20 protein-coding genes and 1 riboswitch are annotated in these 17,952 nt (G+C 50.6%); of the genes, 12 read left to right on the top strand and 8 right to left on the bottom strand.

The features are described from left to right. The first annotated feature begins 106 nt into the window (after positions 1 to 106). The 9 genes from tcuC (at position 107) to ACX1CU_RS17300 (ending at position 8,106) form a co-directional block, all read left to right on the top strand. Entirely contained in the window at positions 107 to 1,417 is a 1,311-nt protein-coding gene (gene tcuC, locus ACX1CU_RS17340; RefSeq protein WP_459399493.1) for a tricarballylate/proton symporter TcuC, read from the top strand. 175 nt (positions 1,418 to 1,592) lie between these two features. After that, a complete protein-coding gene (locus tag ACX1CU_RS17335; RefSeq protein WP_459399492.1) occupies positions 1,593 to 2,564 on the top strand; it encodes a phosphotriesterase family protein in 972 nt (323 codons plus the stop codon). A 9-nt stretch (positions 2,565 to 2,573) separates the two neighbouring features. Beyond that, entirely contained in the window at positions 2,574 to 3,335 is a 762-nt protein-coding gene (locus ACX1CU_RS17330; RefSeq protein WP_459399491.1) for a creatininase family protein, read from the top strand. Further along, positions 3,307 to 3,741: a PTS sugar transporter subunit IIA gene (locus ACX1CU_RS17325; protein WP_459399490.1), complete on the top strand. Its 435-nt coding sequence runs from the start codon at positions 3,307 to 3,309 to the stop codon at positions 3,739 to 3,741. Before ACX1CU_RS17330 ends, ACX1CU_RS17325 begins: the two co-directional genes overlap by 29 nt. Positions 3,742 to 3,776: 35 nt before the next feature. Continuing rightward, positions 3,777 to 4,058 carry a PTS sugar transporter subunit IIB gene (locus ACX1CU_RS17320; protein ID WP_459399489.1) on the top strand — a complete coding sequence of 94 codons (282 nt, stop codon included), beginning with the start codon at positions 3,777 to 3,779 and terminating at the stop codon, positions 4,056 to 4,058. A gap of 2 nt (positions 4,059 to 4,060) precedes the next feature. Then, entirely contained in the window at positions 4,061 to 5,371 is a 1,311-nt protein-coding gene (locus ACX1CU_RS17315) for a PTS ascorbate transporter subunit IIC (RefSeq protein ID WP_459399488.1), read from the top strand. A gap of 17 nt (positions 5,372 to 5,388) precedes the next feature. Then, a complete protein-coding gene (locus ACX1CU_RS17310) occupies positions 5,389 to 6,129 on the top strand; it encodes a sugar isomerase domain-containing protein (protein WP_459399487.1) in 741 nt (246 codons plus the stop codon). A 13-nt stretch (positions 6,130 to 6,142) separates the two neighbouring features. Beyond that, on the top strand, positions 6,143 to 6,898 hold the full coding sequence (locus ACX1CU_RS17305) for a GntR family transcriptional regulator (RefSeq protein WP_459399486.1): 756 nt from the start codon (positions 6,143 to 6,145) through the stop codon (positions 6,896 to 6,898). A 245-nt stretch (positions 6,899 to 7,143) separates the two neighbouring features. Further along, on the top strand, positions 7,144 to 8,106 hold the full coding sequence (locus ACX1CU_RS17300; protein ID WP_459399485.1) for a LysR substrate-binding domain-containing protein: 963 nt from the start codon (positions 7,144 to 7,146) through the stop codon (positions 8,104 to 8,106). A 294-nt stretch (positions 8,107 to 8,400) separates the two neighbouring features. Here the strand turns inward: ACX1CU_RS17300 and dcuC are convergent, their stop codons facing one another. The 4 genes from dcuC to ACX1CU_RS17280 form a co-directional block, all read right to left on the bottom strand. Further along, positions 8,401 to 9,771, bottom strand: a complete 1,371-nt coding sequence (gene dcuC, locus ACX1CU_RS17295) for a C4-dicarboxylate transporter DcuC (RefSeq protein ID WP_459402847.1) — start codon at positions 9,769 to 9,771, stop codon at positions 8,401 to 8,403. Between the two features lie 15 nt (positions 9,772 to 9,786). Beyond that, positions 9,787 to 10,611 carry an alpha/beta fold hydrolase gene (locus ACX1CU_RS17290; RefSeq protein WP_459399484.1) on the bottom strand — a complete coding sequence of 275 codons (825 nt, stop codon included), beginning with the start codon at positions 10,609 to 10,611 and terminating at the stop codon, positions 9,787 to 9,789. 111 nt (positions 10,612 to 10,722) lie between these two features. Further along, positions 10,723 to 11,580, bottom strand: a complete 858-nt coding sequence (locus ACX1CU_RS17285) for a MurR/RpiR family transcriptional regulator (RefSeq protein ID WP_459399483.1) — start codon at positions 11,578 to 11,580, stop codon at positions 10,723 to 10,725. A gap of 292 nt (positions 11,581 to 11,872) precedes the next feature. Then, entirely contained in the window at positions 11,873 to 12,079 is a 207-nt protein-coding gene (locus ACX1CU_RS17280; RefSeq protein WP_459399482.1) for a hypothetical protein, read from the bottom strand. Between the two features lie 895 nt (positions 12,080 to 12,974). On the opposite strand from ACX1CU_RS17280, the gene ACX1CU_RS17275 reads away from it, so the two are divergent. Beyond that, entirely contained in the window at positions 12,975 to 14,423 is a 1,449-nt protein-coding gene (locus tag ACX1CU_RS17275; RefSeq protein ID WP_459399481.1) for a GGDEF domain-containing protein, read from the top strand. Between the two features lie 2 nt (positions 14,424 to 14,425). Here ACX1CU_RS17275 and ACX1CU_RS17270 read toward each other — a convergent pair whose 3' ends face one another. Both ACX1CU_RS17270 and ACX1CU_RS17265 read right to left on the bottom strand, forming a co-directional pair. Further along, positions 14,426 to 14,587, bottom strand: a complete 162-nt coding sequence (locus ACX1CU_RS17270; protein WP_459399480.1) for a YnfU family zinc-binding protein — start codon at positions 14,585 to 14,587, stop codon at positions 14,426 to 14,428. 76 nt (positions 14,588 to 14,663) lie between these two features. After that, positions 14,664 to 15,143 (bottom strand): cold-shock protein, encoded by a 480-nt coding sequence (locus ACX1CU_RS17265; protein ID WP_459402846.1) that lies wholly within the window; start codon positions 15,141 to 15,143, stop codon positions 14,664 to 14,666. Positions 15,144 to 15,426: 283 nt separating this feature from the next. Between ACX1CU_RS17265 and cspE the strand changes: the two genes are divergently transcribed. After that, positions 15,427 to 15,636, top strand: coding sequence for a transcription antiterminator/RNA stability regulator CspE (gene cspE, locus ACX1CU_RS17260; RefSeq protein ID WP_002210315.1), 210 nt, complete (start codon positions 15,427 to 15,429; stop codon positions 15,634 to 15,636). Positions 15,637 to 15,682: 46 nt separating this feature from the next. Here the strand turns inward: cspE and crcB are convergent, their stop codons facing one another. After that, positions 15,683 to 16,066 (bottom strand): fluoride efflux transporter CrcB, encoded by a 384-nt coding sequence (crcB, locus tag ACX1CU_RS17255; protein ID WP_459399479.1) that lies wholly within the window; start codon positions 16,064 to 16,066, stop codon positions 15,683 to 15,685. Between the two features lie 74 nt (positions 16,067 to 16,140). After that, positions 16,141 to 16,203, bottom strand: a riboswitch (Fluoride riboswitch). Positions 16,204 to 16,271: 68 nt separating this feature from the next. Continuing rightward, positions 16,272 to 17,336, bottom strand: a complete 1,065-nt coding sequence (locus ACX1CU_RS17250; protein WP_459399478.1) for a diguanylate cyclase — start codon at positions 17,334 to 17,336, stop codon at positions 16,272 to 16,274. Between the two features lie 396 nt (positions 17,337 to 17,732). Here ACX1CU_RS17250 and tatA point away from each other — a divergent pair, with 396 nt between their 5' ends. Further along, positions 17,733 to 17,939, top strand: coding sequence for a Sec-independent protein translocase subunit TatA (gene tatA, locus ACX1CU_RS17245; protein ID WP_459399477.1), 207 nt, complete (start codon positions 17,733 to 17,735; stop codon positions 17,937 to 17,939). The last annotated feature ends 13 nt before the right edge of the window (positions 17,940 to 17,952 follow it).

Here is a 17,952-nt window from a genome sequence, read left to right as displayed (position 1 = left end):
TACCCTAAATACTTCGAGCTGCAGGAAAGCCAACGTAGATGCAACTTGAAGTATGGCGGGTATATATAAATATGGCGACAAATGATTGCCATGGAGAACATATACAATGGTTGAAAATACCGTCAAAAAAGCCAACCCGCGATTCGCCAAATTGGGTGCCATATTGCGCGTGACCAGCGGGAATTTCCTTGAGCAATTCGATTTCTTTCTGTTCGGGTTTTATGCCACCTATATCGCTAAAACCTTTTTCCCAACCGATAATGAATTTGCCTCACTGATGCTGACGTTTGCCGTATTTGGTGCCGGGTTTCTGATGCGCCCGATCGGGGCTATCGTGCTCGGGGCTTATATTGACCGGATTGGCCGCCGCAAAGGGCTGATGGTGACGTTATCCATTATGGCCTGCGGAACCTTGTTGATCGCCATAGTGCCCGGTTATAACACCATCGGTTTATTGGCACCTGCGCTGGTGCTGCTGGGCCGTTTACTACAGGGGTTCTCTGCCGGTGTGGAACTGGGGGGCGTGTCGGTTTATCTGGCCGAAATTGCCACGCCGGGAAATAAAGGTTTTTATACCAGTTGGCAATCTGCTAGCCAGCAAATTGCTATTATTGCGGCGGCGCTGATTGGTTATTACCTGAATGCCCATCTGACGCCAACGGAAATATCCGCCTGGGGTTGGCGTATTCCATTCTTTATTGGCTGCATGATTATTCCATTAATCTTTGTATTACGCCGATCGCTGGTGGAAACCGAGGAGTTCCTCAATCGTAAGCATCGGCCTGATACGCGGGAGATTCTATATACGGTGGTACAAAACTGGCAGGTGATCCTGGCGGGCATGCTGCTGGTGGCGATGACCACCACCACTTTCTACTTTATTACCGTTTATACGCCCACCTATGGCAAAAGCGTGTTGCATCTCAGCGCCGAGGACAGCCTGATCGTGACCATGCTGGTTGGCTTGTCCAACTTCTTCTGGTTGCCGATCGGCGGGGCGATATCCGATCGCATTGGCCGCAGAGCGGTCTTAATGACCATCACCGTATTGGCATTACTGACCACTTATCCGGCATTGGAATGGCTGACTCAGGCACCGAGCTTTGAACGCATGACGGTGGTATTGCTGTGGCTGTCGTTTTTCTTTGGGATGTATAACGGCGCGATGGTGGCGGCATTGACCGAGGTGATGCCTGTCTATGTGCGTACGGTAGGTTTTTCGTTGGCCTTCAGCCTGGCAACGGCGGTGTTTGGTGGCCTGACGCCGATCATTTCAACCGGCCTGGTGGAGATCACCGGGAGTAAAAGTTCGCCTTCTTACTGGCTGATGTTTGCCGCGTTTTCTGGATTGATCGCTACCTGGATGCTCTTTTTCAAATTAGCCAAAAACGGTAAGGCGGTGAGTGAGGCGGCTTAGCGAATCAGGTCATTTCCCTTCTCTTGATGGCTGCGCTAGGGCGTGGCCATCGTTATTTATCAAGTAGCAAAGTTAATCATATATTGGTTGATTTGCGAGCTTGATCACTTGACCGATCAAGTGATCCTATCCTATGTTGAGAGCACCTTCTTTTCCGATCCAGGGAGCGGTTCTCATGGGATCTATTCGCACGCTAAACGGTGATATTGACGCCAGCCAACTCGGTGTGACCTACAGCCACGATCACATCTATTGCATTCCACCCTACTGGGCAGAACGTCAGGATGACGATTTGCTGCTGGATGATCCAGACGCTTCCGAACGAGAACTGGCAGATTTTTATCAGGCGGGTGGACGGGCCATTTACGATGCTACCGCCCCCGATTATGGCCGCCAGGTGGTTGCCGTCGCTGAAATGGCCAAGCGCCAGCAGGTGCAGGTTATTGCTACCAGCGGCTTTAACAAAGGATTCCTCTGGAGCAGCAACCGGCCAGGATCAACACAAATCTTTGCCGACTGGATTGAACGCTCGTCGATCGAGGCATTGGTGGAGCACGTTTGCCATGAAGTCACTACCGGCATTGAAGGGAGCCATTATCGCGCCGGAGTGGTGAAGTGCGGCACCGGCTACAACACCATTTCCCCGTTAGAACGCAAAACCATGGAAGTCATCGTCAGGGCCCAGCAATGCACTGGCGCGCCGATGCATAGCCATACGGAAATGGGCACCATGGGGCTGGAACAGGCGCAGATATTTCGAGGTTTGGGGCTGGATTTGTCCCGCCTATGTTTTGCTCATATGGATCGTAATCCCGATCCGTGGCTCCACCGTCAGATTGCCAACACCGGGGCATTTCTCTCCTTTGACGGGATGAGCCGCATCAAATACTACCCAGAACATGTCCGCACGCAGGCCATATTGGCACTGTGCAAACGCGGCTATCAGAAACAAATTTTGATTGGCGGCGATTTCGCCCGTAAATCTATGAGTGCCCACTACGGCAAAGGCGGCCTGGGGCTGAAGTTTATCCTGACCGATTGGCGGCCAAGATTTATTGCCGAAGCTCAGGAAGAGGGGCTGGATGGCGAAGCCTTGCTGCATGACTTCCTGGTAGAAAACCCCGCCCGTTATTTTGCTTTCGGCTAAGGGGGCACCATGAAACTGCACGGCTTAAATGAGCAGCAGGCCAAACAGGCGCTGGCAAAGGCGCAGATTGCCCTGTTGCCGCTGGGCGCGGTGGAGCCGCATGGCGATCATCTGCCGCTGGATACCGACAATCTACTGGCCGAACGTTTCTGTGCCTTGCTGGATAAGCAACTGGGAGAAGCGGCGATCAGCCTGCCGGTAGTGCCTTATAGCCAGGTGTGGTCACTGCGCGGGCATGCGGGGGCGATCGATATTGGTAACGATCTGCTGGTGCAACTGCTGGTGTCGCTGGCACGCAATATGGCCAGCTATGGCATTGCGACCACGGCGGTGATTAACGCCCATTACGGCAATTTTGACGCCATCAAAGCCGCCGCCAGAATGCTGAAGGAAGAGGGTATTACGCTGCTCAGCTATAGCTGGGCCGGTATCGATGACTGCGTTAAGCGGTTGCGAACTTCTGCCGTTGCCTACCCCGGCTATATGCATGCCGATGAGATTGAAACGTCCCTGATGCTGGCATTAGCACCGGAACATGTCGATATGGCGCTGGCGCAAGCGCACTACCCGCTATTCCCAGAAAATTTCCGCTACCGGCCGGTACGCTGGACGGAGTTTTCTGACTATGCGGTGTTAGGGGACCCTAGCTGCGCCAGCCAGGAAAAAGGACAGGAATTTGTGCAGCAGGCGCTGGAGGCCACGCTGGCTTCCATCCGCCTTCATTTGGCAGAGGGAGGCAACAATGATCGTTCGGCAAGCCATCAGTATTGATTATCCGGCCAGCAACGCGGAACAGGCCATTCAAGCGGCTGGGGACGCGCTGTGCCAAGCGGGTGCCTGCCAGCCGGAATATGTGCAGGCGATGGTGGCCAGCTACCGGGAGTTTGGCCCCTACTTTGTGATTGCCCCCGGTTTGGCAATGCCACATGCCCGCCCGGAGCAAGGGGCAATCAAGCCACAGTTCAGCCTGATACGGCTGCGCGAGCCCGTGGTGTTTGGCCATGCCGAAAACGATCCGGTGCAGGTGGTGCTGGGGCTGTCTGCCACCAGCAGCGATCGGCATATTCAACTGATTCAACACATTGTCACCCTGCTGGCAGACGAAAATAACCTGCATACGTTAATGAATTCCCGCGACCCTGAGCAGCTTTATCGGCTGATGGCCTGCGCGGTATAACCCGATCTTGATGGTTTAACACGGAGTGAACAGCAATGAAAATTCTGACGGTGTGCGGTTTGGGTATGGGCTCCAGCCTGATTCTTAAAATGAACGTGGAGTCGGTGTTAAAACAGCACGGAATTCAGGCTTCCGTTGAACATATGGATGTCTCTTCGGCGGCTTCGGCCAGTGCCGATTTGGTGATCACCAATGCAGAGCTGGTGGACAATCTGCAGCATATGTCTTGCCCGGTAGTGATCGTTAATAACTATATCGACAACAAAGAGATTGCCCAGGCGTTGGAACAGGCCGGTATTCTGCAACAGGGAGCATAGCCATGAGCGAATTTCTGGGGGTATTGCGCTGGATTACGGTCAATATTTTTGGGGAAGCTTCTATTTTAATCGGCCTGATTGTGCTGTTGGGGCTGGTATTACAAGGCAAACCGCTGGCGGATATTGTCTCTGGCACGCTGAAAGGCATTTTGGGATTCCTGATTATTGGTGCGGGGGCGGGCATTATCGTCTCGGCGCTGCTGATCTTTCAGCCCATCTGGACGGAAGTGTTCGGCCTGAGTTCGATGAACCTAACCAATATCATCGGCCAGGTGCATTTCACCGAGCGCTATGGCAGCAGCGTCACCATTGCCATCGCCGGGGGATTTGCGCTCAACCTGCTGCTGGCTCGCCTGACGCGGTTTAAATATATCTACCTGACCGGCCATATGATGTTCTGGACCACCATGATTTTTGCCGGTGTGATGGTCAACAGCAACCCGGCGATTTCCGGCCTGCAACTGACGCTGATGCTGACGGTGATCATGGGGCTGTATTGGACGTTGCAACCGGCGCTGGTGCAGCCCTGGGTGCGCAAAATTACCGGCAACGACAACGTGGCCTTGGGGCACACCTCGGCTTCCGTCGCGTTGTTAGGGGCGCTGTTTGGCCAGCTTTTCTCGGCGAATAAAATCAGTTCTGAAGATATCAAGGTGCCGAAAAAGCTCGGTTTCCTGCGTGATTCCAACGTGGTTACTGCGCTGACGATGTCGCTGCTGTTCTTTATCGGCACCTTTATTCTGCAAATCAAAGGCACGCCAAAAGCGGCGGAAATTCTGGCGCAGTCTGGTGACTTGAGTTTCTATATTTATGCGTTGAAGCAATCGCTGATGTTTACCGGCGGCATTGCCGTGGTGCTGCTCGGCGTGCGGATGTTTATTGGTGAAATGGTGCCTGCTTTTAACGGCATTGGCTCGCGGTTGGTGCCCGGTGCCAAACCCGCGCTCGACTGCCCGATCCTGTTCAACTTTGCCCCTAATGCGGTGGTACTGGGCTTCGTCGGTGCTTTTGTCGGTTCACTGCTGTGGCTCACCCTGATTGGCCATTATACCGGCTATGTTTTCATTCCCAGCATGATTGTCATTTTCTTCCATGCGGGTACGGCGGGGGTATTTGGCAATATCACCGGTGGGTACAAAGGGGCTCTGTTGGCTGGGTTTGTGACTTCTACCGTGGTGGCTTGGGGGCAATACTTCTGCGTTAATTACTTTATCAGTGACACCATTCCTGACACCGCGCTGTGGGCCGGTGACAGCGATATGTTTATGCTCGCACCGCTGATTAGTGCGTTGACCAAGCTGCTGACATTCTGAATAGATGAGGGAAGGTTATGAGCAAGGCATTAAGCCAATACTACGAGCAAATTCGGCAGAAGTTGGCCCTGTTGGAACAGCAGCCGGAGCCGATTAATCGCGCGGCAGAAGTGATGGCAGAAACGGCGCTGGCTGGCCGCAACCTGTTTGTGTTTGGTGCCAGCCATGCGGGCATTCTTGCGGAGGAGATGAGCTACCGGGCAGGGGGGTTGGCTATCGTCAACCCGTTGTTCACGCCCGCACTGATGCTTAACGTGCGGCCATTGACGCTGACCAGTGCCGTGGAAAACGTAGAACATCTGGGCAGGGTGCTGATTGAACAATCACCGCTGCAAGCGGGCGATACGCTGTTAGTTCATTCGGTTTCTGGCCGCAATGCCATCACCATTGATGTGGCGCTAGCCGCCCGGGCCTTGGGTGCCAAGGTGATTGCTATCACCAGCCTGGCTACCGCCGCGCGCGTCAGTTCGCGTCACTCCAGCGGCAAGCTGTTGGTGGATATTGCGGACATCACCATCGATAACCAGTGCGATTATGGCGATGCCGCCGTCAGCCTGCCGGGCTTGGCGCAAAAAGCCGCGCCGTTGTCGACCATTATGGGGGCGACCATCGCCAACAGCCTGGTTCTGCGTATTTGCGAACTGATGCAGCAGCAACAGCGCACGCCGCCGATCCTGGCGAGTGCAAACATAGACGGTAATCAGCAGATAAATCAGGATATACTTGACGCTTACAGGAGCCAAATACACTACCTCTGAGTGGAGCATGAGTATGTTTGAGTCTGACGGACTTCCACTGTATCTCAGGATAAAAGGCATTATCCTGCAACGAATCATCACCTTTACCTATAACGATAAACTCCCCGGCGAACTGCTGCTCGCCGACGAGTTCAAAGTTGCGCGCGGTACCATCAAACAAGCGATTGATTCACTAGCCAGCATCGGCATGGTTTACCGTGAGCAGGGTAAAGGCACCTTTATCAATCGTGATGCGCTGCATAAACACTATACCGATCTGCCGGATGCCTTGGTGACCTTCAACTCGGCAACGCCGGTTGAGGTGGAAATCCTCTCACTGCTTTCGACCATGGCCAGCCAAGACGTGGCGGAGCGGATGGGGTTGGATTTGGGCAGCCAACTGATGCGCCTTGAGCGTTTGTTTATGCAGGAGGAGAAAGTGGTTGGCCATGCGGTCACCTACTTAAATAGCCGGGTGTATAACGATCTGAGCCATGTCGACAGTAGCAGCCCGTTGTATGGGCAACTGCGGGAAACCTTCGGCTATTCCCCGACCAAGGCAGCGGAGCGCTATTCGCCGGTGATCTGCGACGCCAAATTAGCCCATCTGTTGAACATCGAGCAGGGTTGCGCACTGTTTAGAATCGAGCGCACCGCCAGTAATCTGGATGATGTGGTGCTGGAGTACAGCGTTACACATATGCAGGACGCGGCATTATCGTTACAGATCGTTGCTAATCAGAGCGTGGTGAACCAGCAGTGGAATTGCACCATAGATAAAGCCCGGTGAGCTTTATTTTGACTGGTGAGTTTATTCTTTTGCTATATTTTCATTGAAGCGATGTGTTTGCTGATGTCTCTTTATGTATTCCCTTAGTTCTTCAAGTTGCGGGGCGCGGCAAGTTTGAAAACCTCGGAGACAGATGACATGTCTTGGGCCTTCCAGCCTGGCGAACCCTTAGGCCACGTGAAGTATGACGAGTATAGAAAGAGCTTTGGAAAGTGGTTCTAAATTGATTAGCCCAGAGGTGCCTTGTGTCGCGTCTGCCTACAGTCAGTCATCTCAAAATTTTTGAGGCCATTATTCAGCATGGCAGCATGCGTGCGGCCGCAAAGGTGTTAAACCAAACTCAATCGAATATGTCCCGTTCTCTGCGTGAGCTGGAGACGATTTTGGGGGCGAAATTGATGGTTGTAAGCTCGCAAGGTATGGTGCTGACCGATATTGGAAGGCGCTTCGAGTCCCGTGTCAGACGGGTGCTGAGTGAGTTAGAGACTGCGGTAAACGAAGTGAAACAGGTCAAGGAGTTGCACCAGGGGAGTGTTTCATTTGGTTGTTCGCACATCAGGGTGTTCAAATTTATCTCCAGTGCCGTTACTGGCATTCTGCAGGCTTATCCCAATGCAGAGATAACACTTTACGAAGGCCAGCAGTCTGAGATTTTGCCCGCCCTGCGGGAAGGGAAGCTGGATTTCTTTATTGGCATAATCTCTGATGCAATCTCCCTGGGAGAGTTTATCGAAGAGCCTCTCTTTTCCTGTTCATTCGGTGTCATTGCCAGAAAAGGCCATCCTTTGGCGCATGCGACCTCTTTGGCAGCGCTTCGCAATGCCAAATGGTATCTCCCTGTGGCCGATGCTGGATATTACAACGATCTCGAGTCTCTTGTTTTTCCGGCAGAAGCAAAAGCAGAAAACTGGATATTGAAAGGGGATTCTGTCGCCATGGCAGAACATCTGATTTTAGAGGCTGACTATCTGTCAATCAGCCCCAAGCTGATTGAACACACGGATTCGATGAAAGATCTTTTTTGCTTCATCCCGCTAAAAGAAAAACTGCCTGATGGCCATTACAGTTTGCTCTACCGCCAGCAAACCACGTTACCCCCGCTAGCACGGCTTTTAATCTCGGAGATCCACAAAGAGTGCAGCAATGATATTGCCATAAATAGAGGACGGAGCGTTTCCAGCATCAGCACCTCGCAGGAGAGGGGGTGAGGCTGTTGCTGGCCCATCACGGTGTTATACCATTGGGCGGATGATTGCCCACATCCGTTCCCAGTTAATCAGCACCAACAATACTGCGGCAGCGAACAGGACAAACATAATCCTCGAGAACATATCAACACTCCTTGTTAATAAAAGCAGAACTTTTCACGCCAAGTGGCCGATAGGCAGTGTACAACTGGATCACGAGGTTATATATACCCGTTTGATGATTTCAGAATTGACTAGGTAAATAGGTAGGCACTTGGGTAGGGCGGCGAGTTTGCCGCCCTAAACATAAGGGAGTTAATTCAGAATACCGTTCAGCACCAGCATGGTAATCATCCCACCTGCTGCCGGGATCAGCGTGCGGCGCACGATCATAAATGGCGAGCACTCACCGGCTTTACTGACCGCAATAATCACGCCAGCCACCGGGGAAATCGATCTTCCCATCCCCGCCATAAGTTGCATCGGCAGGATCATGCTCACGGCGCTTTCACCAAACTTGGCGGCAATACCGGGTGCCAGACCGGAAAACGAGAAGAAAGCGGCCACGCCAGAACCGGTCAGAGCAGCGGTTACGCAGACCAACAGCGCCATCACAACGGTCATATTGCCGAAGCCAAAACCGGCAGCCTGAACGGTTTGGATGATAAAGTCCACGGCACCGATGATTTGCAGCCCTTGGGCGAAAACGTCGGCACATACCAGCAGGGAAACGATGCTGGTAAACATTGAGCCCATCCCTTTGAAGAACACCTGAATGCCTTTACAGGCCGCTTTGAAATCCCGTCTGACCAGCAGTTCGCAGAAAAAGGCCAGCAAAGTACCGATAATCATCGCGGTGACTACGTCGATCTTGATACTGCTGACAACCAGCGGGCTGAACACAATCACCAGAATCACCGGGAAAACCGGCAGAAAGGCGTAGAACGCCGGTACTTTTTCGCTGCTCTCCTCGGTTTGTGGCTGGTGGTGTTGCTGGGCAACCACGTGCCCGTCTTTGGCATCAAAATAGCGCGCGGTGAAGAAAATTAAGACGGCCACCACCAGCATGACCCCGGTAGCTACCGGCAGTTGGTAGTGAGCAAAGTAGATCGCCGTTTCCATACCGGCATGTTTCGCCGCCAGGTTCGCGGTGCCCACCGCCGGGCCGAGATCCATAAATGCCGACATACCGATCATTGATGCGGCTGCGGCTTTACTGACCCCTAAACGCACCAATACCGGGAAGAAGGTGACCAATAACAGCATGGCCAAACCAGCCGCGCTGGAGATCGCCACATGCAGCAATTGAGACAAGATGTAGCCGATTGCCAGGATCAGATAGGGCGCCTTGATCATCTGCAACGGTTTGATGCACAGATTCACCATCGAGTTCGAGGCTTTAATGTGATCCATATAATCGGCAAAACCGCCTGCCGCCATAATGATCAGACCGATACCGGCGATCTGGGTGGTCAAAGACTCTTTAACAAACGCGAAAATATCCCCGCCGACCCAGCCGATGGATTTTGCTTTGCCGTACAGTATTGATTGTTCAGGAAAGAAGATTGCCGTGATGAGCAATAAACTCAACCCGGCCAACAGCAGTACGGCCTGTGGTTGATAGTTTTTGATAATAAACCAGGCGGCAAGTACGGTAACGATTATGCCGATTATAAATCCAGTCATCATAATCCCCTATATTCAGTGATTGGCGATAAATTCATGCAGCAAAGCGTTGTAATATTCCGGGGCCTGAAAATAAGGCGCATGACCCAGACCGGGCATATCAATATGTTGGGTATAAGGCACCAGTGCTAACAGATCGGCTTTTAATTTCGGCTGAACAACACCATCTTTTTCGCCGGTCAAGATTAACGTCGGCACGGCTATTTGCGGCAACAGAGGGCGGTTATCAGCCAGTTGCAGCATCCGCGTTGCGCGCCTCAGGCCTTCCAGGTTGGTTTCGGCCGCAATTTCAGCGGCATAATCCAACACCGAAGCGGGCACCTCCGGGAACGGTAACAAATCACGCGCGCGGTTTTTGCCGTAGGCTTCACGGCCGATTTCGGCCAGCTCTCTAAGCCGTATTTCCAGCTTTTCCGAGATGGGGGCCGTCTCTGGCGCGCCATAGCCCGGATGGGTACAGGACAATACCAGACTCTTGATTTTGTCGGGATGCCGGGCAGCGTAGCGGCTGGCAATAGTTCCCCCCATCGAGTGCCCGACCAGGGACACTTTTTTATCACCAAGGTGCACAATCAGGTTATGCAGCATCTGTTCGTAGGCATCTATATCGGCGGCTACCAGCGCAGAACCGGCGTAACCCGGCGCATCCCAGGCGGCAACGCGGTAATTAGGGGACAGTGCGGCAAATTGGAATGGCCAGGCTTTGGAGCTGCCGAGAATACCGTGTAAGAAGATAATAGTTTCACCCTCTCCGCAGGTGCGGAAGGATAAATTCCCCTGTGATGTAGTGAGTGTTTGTTGCTCAGGGCAAACAGGAATTGCTCTGTTTTCACTGCTCATAATAAAAACCTCGTTGAATAAAATAAACGCCAATGCGGGGTGTGGCTAATTTCAGATAAAAGCTGTCCGTAGATAAAGAAGTTATTTATCCTAACGTTAATTAATGTCTATTTATTTGTTAAAAACATTAAAGGCTTCAAATAAGGATTCCATAACATGGAAGTTGTCACCCAATTCATTATCGGTCACTTCCCCCATGTAATTCACCAGCGCTTCAATCAACACAAATCCGGCGCTGCGGCTACTGAACAGCCCGCTGTGCTGGCTCTCCATCAGTAGCAGTGCGGTAGCGAAGTGGCTGAAAGGATTGACCGCGTTATCGGTGATCACGATGGTATCTCCGCGGTTTTGATAAAACCATTTTATCAGCCGCGTGGTCACGCTGGAGAAGCGGTAATAGGAGATGGCAAGCAACACATCACCTTTGCGTGAGTCGATTAATTTATGCGGCAGATTGGCAATATTGGCATCAAGCAGCACAATGTCCTTCTTGATATATCGGCCAAGCAGATAAAAATATTCTGCTAAAGCGTGTGCCGTTGCGCTGCCAATAACATAAAGCCGCTTTTCCGGATCGCAAATCAGCGCAATGGTTTTCTCCAGATCCTTTCTATTAATGTTCTTTAGCGTATTGTTAATATTATTGGTGATTTCGCTACAGTGTTTCTCAATATAATCAATGCCATTTTTTGTGCTGTTCTTCTTATTAAAGCGCTCGATGGGCGAAATGTTTCTGCGCAGCTCCGGCTCACCGGTGGACTCTTTAAAATCTCGGAACCCATTGAAGCCGATTTTCATCATAAATCGCCCCAGCGTTGACTTGGCAATATCGACTTCATTACAGATATCAACGACTTTGCTGTAGGGTATCGACTCAAAATGTTTGTCAAAGTAGTCAATGATGCGCCTGTCGGTATCGGTAAGGTTACCCAGGTTGGCAACGCGTTGAGAGAAATCAGCTCTGTTCATGTCACCTTTCCCTCTGCGCTAATTCTTTATCCATTAATAACAAAACCCAAGGTAGAAAAAAGGGGAATCAAAAATTCCCTTGTCGGAAGTGTGTGCCATCTCTCATTCCCCCGCAGATCTGCGCCGCTGTTGTGCTACGGTTTGTTGTTCAAAGCAAGCAGTGGGTAAGAGAGGGGGAGGGCGGGAAGCCGCGCTATGAATGATGTCGGTAGGATTTCAAGTATCTTGACTAACCCCCGCACAATATCAGCGTTCAGCATTGTGCGGGGGTGGATTCAACCTTGTGGCGGAGTTACTTTTTTTCTACGGCAGTCTGGATGGCATCAGCGAGAGAGCCAATGTATTTTTCTGCCGTCTTTAATTGGTACTCAACACCGTTGCCGTCGTTGGTGTCAGACAGCGTTGCCTTCAAGAGTTCCAGTGCCGCCTGCACGGCCAGTAATCTGCGCTTTTGCTCTTCTGTTGGTACGAGCCCGGAGCCAAAATAATTCTCTAACATATTCGTTTTCCTTTGCTAGACCTACCGAAATGGCAGACAACATGCTGTATATTGAGGTTGTCTCCGCATTTTTCAAGGTATTTCCTAAATATTTTGCTGCTTATTCAAGGGTTGCCCCCCTTTGCTGCTGAATCCGGTGGGGGCCGAGCTGGTAGCCAGCAAAAGCTAGGTAATACATTTACGCGCGGTGTGAAAATCAGGAGGGCTTATTTATTCGCCAAGTTGACGCAACTCGCTGATGATTCCATCAGAAGTTACATCTATCAGATTAGACTTACTTTTACATGACAGTTCTATACATTTTTGCTGGTAGTTTAGAACTTACCCGATGATGTTGTGTTATTTCTTTTCTGTAGCGTATAGATATCCCTAATTGACGTTTATCCCGCCTTGTGCGGGATTTTTTTTATGCTATGCAGGTTCAGCCGCCCGGGGGAAGAGCCCCTGTGCTGCCTGATGGTGGCAGCAGCAGTGAAGCGCAAGTGCGTCGTCGTGAGGTGGGGCCTGAAGGACCCGTGAATCATGCTAATGATTATGGCTGGCTTTTTTGATTGCGCTTTGGTGAGACTTGCAGGAAAATAAGCAGTGATTTAGAAACATCTTAAAAATAAGTTATATCCTTTTAATTTATCAGTGTTAACTATTTTTCAAGCTGTAACATTTTAAGCTATGCTTTCATTAGTCGTGTGCTATTAAGGATTAATTCCTGTAAACGTGATCCTCCAATTCCCCAATAAGTGAATTAAGCTGATTCCGTTCAATAAGGAGTTGTACAGTTTTCTGATTGATTAATTTGGTTTTTTTAGATGAAAACTGGATTTGTCATTCTCACTTTGTCGGGTAAAGACGATATGCACAAAATTTTTATGGTTATTCCCACGTCTTGGTTCAGGTTATGAACGCCCGATTACATTCGACGCAACGTTTGCCTGCCATGATCCTGCTGATAAATCTTTTTATGTTGGCCTTTGTGCTTTCTTTGGTGGGTATTTTTACTCGCCCTATGGGAGCGCTTTCGCTGTTTTGGCCCGTGAATGCCATTCTGCTTGGGTTGCTGCTGCGCAAACCCGGTTATGCCACTTTTGTGGGGTGGGGAGCCATCTACTTTGGCATGGTTACTGCCGATTTGGCCACCGCTGAGGGATGGTCGCTCGCGCTTTGGCTCAACGCCTGCAATATGGCGCTGATAGCGACCGGTTATGTGGTGATGCTGATGTTGCCACAATCCCAGCGACGGCTAGGGAAACCGCAGGCAATTTTATACATGTTCACGGCGTGTTTTCTCGGTGCTGCGTTCTCTGCCACGCTGTCGGTGCTGCGTCATGACAGCCTGTACAACAATACGGTCTTTATCGCCTGGGGAGCGTGGTTCAGTGAGCAATTCTCGACTAACCTGCTGATCTTGCCTGTGATCCTGGCTGCTCCACGCTTGAAACAGCTGCTGCGTATTCAGATACATTGGCAATGGCGTACCAGTATGCCGTTACTGGCTTTGCTGTGTTCACTGGCGTACAGCGTGTATATCGGTGGGCCGGGAGCGATAGCGTTCCCTATTCCGGCATTGCTGTGGTGTGCGGTGAGCTACCAGCTGTTTACCGTCACTTTGCTGACGTTAATCACCGGGGTGACCCAGATTATCAGCGTTTCTACCAACATGATGTTGTATGAAATACCGGGGCCTCGTGTTGCCATGCTTGATACGCTGATGTCAGCCCGGTTGGGTATTGCCATGTTGGTGATGGGGCCGCTGATCCTCGCCAGTTCGCTGGTCGTGAACCGCAAGCTGCTGCGCCAACTGAACCACACTGCCAATCATGATCTGCTTACCGGCGCATTGGGGCGTAGTGCATTTACGCGTAAAGCCAGGGAATTGCTGGAACATAAGTATCAAGCGAAAGAGGCGGTGTCATTGCTGTTGATCGACATCGATCATTTTAAATTGATTAATGATATGTATGGCCATGTAATCGGCGATCAGGTGTTGGCAACATTTTCTCATCTCCTACGGCGTGAATTGCGCCACGATCAGCTATTTGGCCGTCTAGGTGGTGAGGAGTTTGCCATCATGATGCCGCGTGCGCTGGCTGTGCAGGCCGTTGCATTAGGGGAGCATCTGCGCAGGCGAGTGGAAAATGCAGATATGAACCCAACGGGTAAAACACCGCTGCGGATCACCATAAGCGTCGGGGTTGCCAGCTTGGCAATGAATGAGGTGAAATCCCTCGAGCAACTGATGAATATGGCGGATATTGCGCTGTACCGTGCCAAGTCTCAAGGCCACAATCGTGTTGAATCCTTTAACATGCTCAACAGTAATACACTGAATCATAACATGTTCAAATAATATCAACCCTGTTTTGGTGTGAACTGTGTGCCGCAATTAGGGCAGATCAGCGTGATATTCTTACGCAGTTTAGAACATTGCTGTTTGGTAACATAGCTGCACTTAGGGCAGGCAATCTGGGTAGTGCGGTTGTTAAAACCTTTGACGCTAATGGATTCAGACATGGCATATACCTGTGTCAGGTGAAAGCCCACGCTAACACAGGTGACATTAAATAGCTTTGATTGTTTTTCTACTGCGTTACAGTGCTTTTAATGCCTGTAGCGTTTCATCAATATCGACTTCATGTTCTGAGAAGGTGTGGGTCGCATTCTGGAATGTGGTAATCGACAGCATACGCAATGTCTCCATCGCCTGCGGTGTTTCAGCCACTTGCGGGCGGATACGGTTCATCAGTAAACCGACCGAGAGCACGGTGTTTTCTTTATCAATATCTGCCTTTACCGGCACTTCTTTGCTGAAGGTATGAAAGGATTTGATGCTGGATATTTTGATTCTTTCATTAGCAATGGTGATGTATTTGCTGAGCGCCTGCACTTTAACCGCATAAGCGGATGGCCCTTTGCTATTGTTGGTGGGTTCAAAAGTCACCAGCGCATTTTTCTTAATCAGCTCTGGGTTTTGCACTTTAATCACGTGAAAATAACGATTTTCCCCGTTCTCGTCGGTGATAAAGCCGAAGCCTTTGTCTTCAAAAAAAGTCGTTATCTTGCCGTTCATCATCATTCTCATAAAGTCGTTCGTAACAGTGCTTATAATAGCGCGGAATGCCCTGTTGCGACAGGGGCGCGGTATTCTACGGTAAAAGCATGGGGGTTCTCAGAGGATCGGGCTGCTTTGCTAAAAATTGCTGACTGTAACAATCAATTTACTGCGCCGATTGCGGACTTTTTCACTTTTTATCGATTTTATGTGATCTCGGTTGTGGACAAAATCCCATCTAATTGCTGTACTGTATTTGACACACGTTTTGTGTCTTACATTCACGTTAAAGGTAAGTTTGATGTCTAAGATTAAAGGTAGCGTTAAGTGGTTTAATGAATCCAAAGGTTTCGGCTTCATTACTCCGGAAGATGGTAGCAAAGACGTTTTCGTCCACTTCTCTGCCATCGCTAGCAATGGTTTCAAAACTCTTGCTGAAGGCCAGCGTGTAGAATTTGAAATCACGAACGGTGCCAAAGGGCCATCTGCTGCTAACGTTATCGCTATTTAAGCTACAGTAGCCAAAATTCTTAAAACCCGCTCTATGAGCGGGTTTTTTATTGCCCGCTAAGCCAACTGACCAGCATGAATGCCAGCAGCGTCATGGCCAATGAGCCAGCCAGGTTGAGCAGCATATTAGCGATTGCCCAAACCAGACGCCCATCCTGCAACAGATAAACCACTTCGACAGAGAATGTAGAGAAAGTGGTTAATCCACCACAAAAACCGGTGGTGATCAGCAGTTTCCAGGTTGAATCTAGGTGCGTCATACGCGTAAACAGCGCGAGGGCCAAACCGATGATGAACCCTCCGAGCAGATTCACGGTCAGCGTGCCCAAGGGAATATGCTGGTGCAATGGATTCATCTTCATACTCACTATCCAGCGCAGCGCACTGCCTAAACCACCGCCAATAAATACTGCCAGTAAAGAACTCAACATGATCGAAAACCCTTTCACAAAAAATTGAGGAAACTCAGAAAGGTTCAGGCATAACGCTACGTACCCCTCTGAGAGGTTACGTAGACATCATCAGCCTGTGAGGGCGGTTATGGAGGAATGTCATCTCCGTCTGTCGGCTCAGGTATTTTCCGGGCCTGGGAGATTTTACACGCTGCAGCTGCCGTTTTGTAGTCTGACCATTCAGTCAGGATTGAGGGATCGCGAGTTCTTGACGGTTGCGGCCATTATTTTTAGCTCGGTACAGGGCACCATCAGCCGCTTTCAGCCATTCCTGATAGCCGCGCATCTCTGGTTGATACTCAGCGATGCCGGCACTGATGTGCAGCCTCAGCTCAGGGGCTTCGCGGAAAATGATTTCGCTTAAACGCTCCTGAATGCGTTTGAGGGCCAGGCTGGCTTGATCGGAGGTAGTGTTCGGCAACACGGCACCAAATTCATCACCGCCGTAACGGCCTACGATATCGACCACGCGTAACCCCAAGAGCATCTCTTCCGCAAGAACGATCAGCGCTTCATCCCCCACAGCATGGCCGAAGGTGTCATTAATGGTTTTGAAGCGATCGATATCTATCAGGATCAGCGTGGCTTTACGGTCATAACGTCGGCAGCTGTCAAACTCATTGTGCAGCAGGTGTTCCCAATGACGACGGTTATAGAGGCCCGTCAAACCATCCCGCATACTAATGCGCAGCAATTCTCGCTTTTTTTCTGCCAGGTGTTTGGCGGTATGATAGGTGACAAAACCAAGAAATGTTGGGTAGATGAAGATCATGGGCAAACAAAGATACACCTGCTGTGGTGTGGTTTGTGGGTAGAACGGGAAACCGAGTGCGGCACTGGTCAGCACGGCCCCAATAATCTGTGCTAACAGCCCTTTAAAGAACAGTGACAGCCCACCGGAAGCAATATTGTTCATACCCATCATTGACAGGATCACTACCGCAGGCAGAGCATTAAAGCCCATGACGGCCGCCCAGACACCGCCCATCAAGGCATCTATCAGCAGATTACGGGTTTCGGTGGCAAAGGGATTTTCAGAACGGATCGACCACTGATAAGCGATGTGTGGCCAGATAAAGCCATTAAATGCCAGTAGGATCCACATGCCAAACGGTGGGTGTAAAGGGATGATTGCGGCGAGCACGCAAAAAAAACCAATCCCCAGGCCGACGATACGTGGCAGGTAAGTACGTTTGGCAAAACTGATACCCGAACGTCGGGAATTGGTCGCTGATGGAGCGATTGGCATCCAACGCCTCCCCTGTGATTAATGATGCAGCGTATCATGCACTTGAGAAACGCTAAATATACCCTTCATACTTCAAGTTGCTTGGGTGTTGGCTGCGTAACTCGGCCCATGCTGGGCCACCGCAAGCGGTGTTCAAATCTGCCAAGCAGATTTGTCGTTCACCCTAGTCACATAGTTATCTATGCTCCTAGGGCTTCACTCCGTTGCCGCCTACAAGTAACTCGAATTATTTTGGGTATAGATATATGCCCCATAGTGTAAGCATAGATCATCTCTGGCAGATCTCACTCTGTTACATGTTGTTGTTGTCCTAAGGGGAAGAAAGTAGCTAAATATTGATAGGCAAGGCTTGTTCCCTCGCTGCACTTTGCAGCCATAATGAAAAAGAAGGTGAATATGGAAGGTATCAGTATTACCAAACTTCTGGTGATTGCGGTGTTGATCGTCTTGCTGTTTGGCACCAGCAAACTGCGCACCCTCGGGGCGGATTTAGGCGCGGCGCTGAAAGGCTTCAAAAAAGCGGTGGGGGAAGATGCTCCACCCGCGCAAAATACGGCTGAAAGCCAGTCTGCACCGCAGAGCGTCGAGAAGAAAGACGTTTAATCCTGCTTTCACT

Source organism: Serratia sp. D1N4 (assembly GCF_054552755.1).
The sequence above is the reverse complement of the archived record's forward strand: the minus strand, read 5'-3'. Positions and strand labels throughout refer to the sequence as shown.